The sequence below is a fragment of the Bradyrhizobium sp. ARR65 genome (assembly GCF_000472385.1).
GTDB lineage: Bacteria > Pseudomonadota > Alphaproteobacteria > Rhizobiales > Xanthobacteraceae > Bradyrhizobium.
Genome location: NZ_AWZU01000108.1, coordinates 1 through 5476 on the forward strand (window position 1 = coordinate 1; position 5476 = coordinate 5476).

Consider the following 5476-nt stretch of genomic DNA (forward strand, 5'->3'; position numbering starts at 1 on the left):
ATTAGCGGTCTGACGCTGAACTCGACTCTCCCCGGAAACGGGCACCCGGTGAATACCTTCACAGTGACGGCATCAAATAGCACCAGCGGGGAGACGGGCACCTCGGCACCGAAAAGCATCACCGTCACGGATCCGCCTGCATCCACCGTCTCTGGGCCAGCCATCAATCCCCGTAGTCTGTCCGATCTGATGTCCCAGTTTGGCAGCCAAGACGCCACCGGCGCACGAAATCAATTGAGCGGCGGCAGTGTAGGTTCTCTCACACGCACCAATGGCCCAATGCCCGACATTGCGGCGCTGACCGAGCACTTCATGGCTGCGCCTTTCGTGAGCGGCGGCGCATTGGGGCTGTTGCCCAGCTCACTAACAACCGCGGAAGAGCAAAGACCGTCCTTGGCCTTCCATCATGGATAAAAGGGGCCGCCGTCATGGACTCGGCGCTCGAGTGCTTGGTCGTCGTCGCCCGATATCACGGGGTCGACCTCTCCGTCGACCGCCTTAAGCACGACTTTGCCCTTGCCGAGAATGACGCGAGCGACCGCCTGTTGCCGTCCATTGCCCGAAAGAGCGGCTTTCGGGCAAAAACGCTAAAGCTGAAATGGAGGGATCTGGATCGTCTCGGCCAAGCCTACCCGATCATCGTTCGCCTTGCCGACGGTAGCCATCGTATCGCCGTCGGCATGCGGGACGAAAGGCTCGGCATTGTCGATCCGACATCCAAGCAGCCGGAGGTGACCGCTTTCGAAAAGGAGACGTTCTGTCGAATCTGGAAAGGCGAGGCCCTGCTGCTCCGTCGCAATTATGCCTTCGCGGATGAGGCGCGCCCCTTCGGCTTCGCATGGTTCGTCCCGGAGATCCTGCGGAACGCCGGGAGCTTCCGGGACATCGTCGTCGCGGCGCTCATGCTTCAGGTCCTGGCGCTCGCCTTGCCAATCTTCATCCAGATCACCATCGACAAAGTTCTGGTCCACCAGGCCTACACCACGCTCTACGTTCTGGCGGCCGGCGTCAGTCTCGCCGTCGTTTTCGATGCTGCGTTCAGCTATCTCAGGCGCTCCCTCTTGGTCTATGCCTCGGCGCGCATCGATGTCCGAACATCGACCCGCACCTTCGAGCGCCTGCTTTCTCTCTCCATCGATTTCTTCGAGCGCGTCTCGGCCGGCGTCATCACCAAGCACATGCAACAGGTCGAGAAGATCCGCGAGTTCTTGACCGGCCGGCTCCTCCTGACGCTACTCGACGCGACCTCGCTGCTAGTCATCGTTCCGCTCCTGTTCATGTACAGCACGGTGCTGGCGATGCTGGTACTCGGGTTTTCCGCATTCACCGCCTGCGTCATCGGCGGCCTTGTGCCGGTCTATCGGCGCCGACTGCGTGCCCTCTATGAAGCGGAGGGACAGCGCCAGGCCTATCTCGTCGAGACCATCCACGGCATGGAGACGGTGAAGGCGCTCGCAACCGAGCCTTTGCGGCGGCGGGAGTGGGACACGCGCTGCGCCCAGGCTGCGCAGTCGCACTTTCGGGTTGGCCGGATCTCGACCGGGGCACAGGCAGTCATCGGCCTTCTGGAGAAGCTGCTGACGGTCGCGGTCATTGGCTTTGGCGCCCAGCTCGTATTCGACGGCCATATGACCGTAGGCGCCCTGATCGCCTTCAACATGCTCTCGAGCCGCGTCACCGGACCGCTCGGGCAGATCGTTTCGCTGGTCCATGGGTATCAAGAGGCGGGTTTGTCGGTGCGCATGCTCGGCGAGATCATGAACAGGCGGCCGGAACGGAATCCGGACGTGCGGGGGCTTAGGGCGCCGATCGCCGGACAGGTCGAGTTCGATCACGTCACCTTCCGCTATTCCGAGAGCGCGCCGCCGGCGCTCGACGATGTCTCTCTCAGTGTCCGCCCTGGTGAGGTCTTCGGGGTCGTCGGCCGCAGCGGCTCCGGAAAGACCACTTTGACGCGCCTCATACGCGCCATGTATCCGCTTCAGCTCGGTTCTGTGCGCATCGACGGTCACGACGTCCGCGAGATTGATTTGCCGCACCTCCGCAGCCAGGTGGGCGTCGTGCTGCAGCAGTGCTTTCTCTTCCGGGGCACGGTCCGCGAAAACATCGGCTCGACCAAGCCCGACGCCGCCCTCGAGGAGATCGTAGCCGCGGCCACGGCTTCGGGGGCCGACGAGTTCATCAAGACGCTTGCGCAAGGCTATGACACCCTTCTCGAAGAAGGCGGCACAAACCTCTCCGGCGGGCAGCAGCAACGGATTGCGATCGCGCGAGCTCTGCTGCGCCAGCCGAAGATCCTGATCCTTGACGAGGCAACCTCGGCGCTCGACCCGGAGAGCGAGGCAATCCTCCAGACAAACCTTGCCGCGATCGCCAAGGGGCGTACCGTAATCGTCGTCTCGCACCGCCTGTCTTCACTGGTCACTGCAGACAAAATCGTCGTCCTGGATCGCGGTCGGCTCGTCGATCTGGGTTCTCATGGCGAGCTGATGTCTCGCTGCACGACGTATCGTCACCTTTGGAATCAGCAACATCGCCACCTCGCCGCATGAGCAAGCTACTGCCAATCGCTCGCGAATTCCAAAGCGAGGCCCGTCAAGTCGACGAGCAGCGTCCGCCCGCGAGCGAGCGGGTCGTACTCTACATGCTCGTCGCGGTCATCGCGTGCGGTATCACCTGGGCATCGATCGCGAAGGTCGATCGGATCGTGGTTGCGCAGGGCAAGCTTGTCACGACCGCTGCGACGATCGTCGTGCAGCCGCTTGAGACTTCGGTCGTCCGCACACTCAATGCCAAGATCGGCGACGTCGTGCAAAAGGGTGATCCTCTGGCCGCTCTTGACCCGACCTTCAGCATGGCCGACGCAGCGCAGCTCCGCGGCAAGATCGCGAGCCTTGATGCGCAGATCGCTCGCCTGAATGCCGAAATCGCCGACAAGCCATACGCACCGGAGCTCATCGACGACGAGGCGCGCCTGCAGCTCGCCATCTGGACACAGCATGTCGGGAAGTACAGGGCCAAGCTTGAGTCCTTCGACAAGCAGATCAGCGAGACTGAGGCGAGGATTGCCACCAAGACCGCCGACCACGAAGCGTTGAAGCCGCGCCTCGTGATCGCGCGTGAACTTGAGAACATGCGGCGCGAGCTGTTCAAAAAAGAGGTCGGTACCAAGATCGCTTATCTCGATGCCCAGGCCCAGCGCATGCAGATCGAGCGAGACATGCAATTGGCGGCGAACGAATGTCTTGAACTTCAGCAGACGCTCAATCGGCTGAACGCCGACAAGGCCGCCTATGTGGCCGAGTTCCGCCAGCAACTTGGCGAGGACCTCGTGCAGGCCCGCCGCGACCGCGATGCCGCGGCCAAGCAGCTCGAGAAGGCGGCCCGACGAAACGAGGTCACCGTGCTGGAGGCGCCGGCGGATGCCATCGTCCTCGATGTGGCGCAACGCTCGGTGGGATCCGTCATGAAGGAGGCGGAGCCGCTCTACACGCTCGTTCCTCTCAATTCACCGCTCGAGGCGGAGGTTCTGGTGGAGGGACGCGACGTGGGACAGGTCAAGACGGCGTCGCTTACAAAGGTAAAGCTTGAAGCTTGGCCATTCCAAAAGCACGGCACGCTCGAGGGCGAGGTCAGAACGCTATCCGAGGACGTGTTTAGTCCAGATCCCAAGAAGGACGCGGAAGCGCGGCCCCACTACAAGGCGCGCATCAAGCTTACCTCAGCCGAGTTGCGCAATGTGCCAGACCATTTCCGTCTGATCCCCGGGATGGCGGTGACGGCGGAAATCAAGTCCGGCGACCGCAGCGTCATGTCGTACTTTCTGTATCCGCTCCTTCGCGTGCTCGACGAGAGTATCCGAGAGCCATGATCAGCGCCTCGAGTTCTCGGCGGATCGAGAGCGCGACACACACCAGCTAAGAGGTGTCTCGTGCACGGTTAGACAACCAGAATGGGAGGGTACAAAATGAAGGGCCTGTCGTCTCCTCAACCAATATCCTGGATCATCCCCGTAGGCGCGTTCGCTGCGGCGCTTGCCACATCCGTGCCGGCATCCGCCGGCGGTCCCGAGACTTCAATAAAGACCGAGTACCTGATGACGTTGCACGCGCCCCTCGACGCTCCTCAGGCAATTGATCAAAGTCTCCACATTTACAATGGGCAACCGGGCGGATGGGTTGAGGGGCCACGCATCAAAGGAAAAGTCGTGGCACCGGTCGCCGACTGGGGACGGGTGATGCCGTCCGGCGTCTTCCGCATTGATGTGCGCGGCACGATTCAGACCGACGATGGCGAGCTCATCTACGTGAGCTATGGAGGCGCCGTCCAATGCAGTAAGGAGCAGGCTGACAGAATGAACGCAGGAGAGCAGCTAAAGGCGGACGACTGCTACTTCATCACCACGCCGACGTTTCAGACGAAGTCCGATAAATACGCCTGGCTCAATGCGGTCCAGGCCGTGGGCAAGATGGTTTCCTTCAAAGCCGGTGAGGGAAGCTACGTACGATATGACATATTTGCCGTGAAGTGATCCGCATTTGAGCTTCCGGTTGTCGGGCTGGCCAATCGTCAAGGACCGAAGGGCGCCTAGTACAGTCAGAACACTACAGCGGACGTTTCCTGATGTACAAATCGCTGTAGTACCCAACGGCCGCGGTTAGGTCGGGTGCGCTGCGGCGAGCACGGCGTCAAGCAAGCTGGAGCCCGGCTGGACCGATTTTGGCGCAGTAATGCCAGCTCCCAAGAGCTAATGAACGACGTGCGGCCCGGGGCTTGTCGGAATATACTGTCGACCTTGGTGCCCAAGCTCGTTAGTTCACAAGTTGAGCGGTGGGGGCCGCCATGGAGAAGATTACGGACTGGCTCAAAAGGCTCGGGGTCGAGCAGTATGCGCACTGCTTTGATGAGAATGACATTGATTTTTCTGTTCTGCGCGATCTGACCGACCAGGATCTCGAAAAAATTGGGGTCAAGTCGCTTGGTCATCGCCGCAAGCTCCTGCGCGCGATTGCTGACCTCAAGGCCGGTGATCAAACCCCACCCGCAGCCGCCATTGGTGCGGCTGCGGCCATCGCACCAGCCGCACCACGCGCACTGGATTTCGCCGAGCGCCGGCAAGTCACGGTGATGTTCTCCGACCTTGTTGGTTCGACGGCACTTTCCGCCCGTATGGACCCGGAGGACTTGCGAGAGGTGATTTCGGCCTATCAGAGATGCGTCACCGAGACTGTGCGCAGCTTCGTAAGCTTCCGCCGAGCACCGCCTTCCGGATCGCGTTTTGGCGTGAGATGGTTTGCTGATTAATTTGCAAGCAAATGAGCAAACGTGACGACGGTTACGGTTCTNTCCGGTCCGGAGCGGCGTCGGCGGTGGACCNCTGCCGAGAAGCTTCGGATCGTGGAGGAGAGTCGGGCGCCTGGGGCCAGTGTTGTCGAGGTTGCGCGACGCCATGATGTTCACCGCAATCTGGTTACGG

General features: G+C 61.3%; 5 protein-coding genes and 1 pseudogene. All 6 read left to right on the plus strand.

The window, feature by feature from the left end; all coding sequences use genetic code 11:
* Positions 1-414: pseudogene (locus tag F758_RS50600) on the plus strand (hypothetical protein); the annotation flags it as partial.
* A gap of 14 nt (positions 415-428) precedes the next feature.
* Positions 429-2552, plus strand: coding sequence for a peptidase domain-containing ABC transporter (locus tag F758_RS0142445; RefSeq protein WP_024513437.1), 2124 nt, complete (start codon positions 429-431; stop codon positions 2550-2552).
* Positions 2549-3871, plus strand: a complete 1323-nt coding sequence (locus F758_RS0142450) for an HlyD family type I secretion periplasmic adaptor subunit (RefSeq protein WP_024513438.1) — start codon at positions 2549-2551, stop codon at positions 3869-3871. The genes F758_RS0142445 and F758_RS0142450 overlap by 4 nt, the downstream gene beginning before the upstream one ends.
* Before the next feature lie 96 nt (positions 3872-3967).
* The gene (locus F758_RS0142455; protein ID WP_198026715.1) at positions 3968-4531 is read left to right on the plus strand and encodes a DUF3237 domain-containing protein; all 564 of its coding nucleotides are present in this window, start codon (positions 3968-3970) and stop codon (positions 4529-4531) included.
* A 311-nt stretch (positions 4532-4842) separates the two neighbouring features.
* Positions 4843-5304 carry an SAM domain-containing protein gene (locus F758_RS0142460; RefSeq protein WP_024513440.1) on the plus strand — a complete coding sequence of 154 codons (462 nt, stop codon included), beginning with the start codon at positions 4843-4845 and terminating at the stop codon, positions 5302-5304.
* A gap of 21 nt (positions 5305-5325) precedes the next feature.
* On the plus strand, positions 5326-5476 hold a 151-nt coding region (locus F758_RS49125), incomplete at its 3' end, for a transposase (RefSeq protein ID WP_157450409.1).

What these genes read in the sequence shown, in the direction of transcription:
- F758_RS0142445 (WP_024513437.1), top strand. Translation starts at nt 429, where the DNA reads ATGGACTCGGCGCTCGAGTGCTTGGTCGTCGTCGCCCGATATCACGGG.
- F758_RS0142450 (WP_024513438.1), top strand. Translation starts at nt 2,549, where the DNA reads ATGAGCAAGCTACTGCCAATCGCTCGCGAATTCCAAAGCGAGGCCCGT.
- F758_RS0142455 (WP_198026715.1), top strand. Translation starts at nt 3,968, where the DNA reads ATGAAGGGCCTGTCGTCTCCTCAACCAATATCCTGGATCATCCCCGTA.
- F758_RS0142460 (WP_024513440.1), top strand. Translation starts at nt 4,843, where the DNA reads ATGGAGAAGATTACGGACTGGCTCAAAAGGCTCGGGGTCGAGCAGTAT.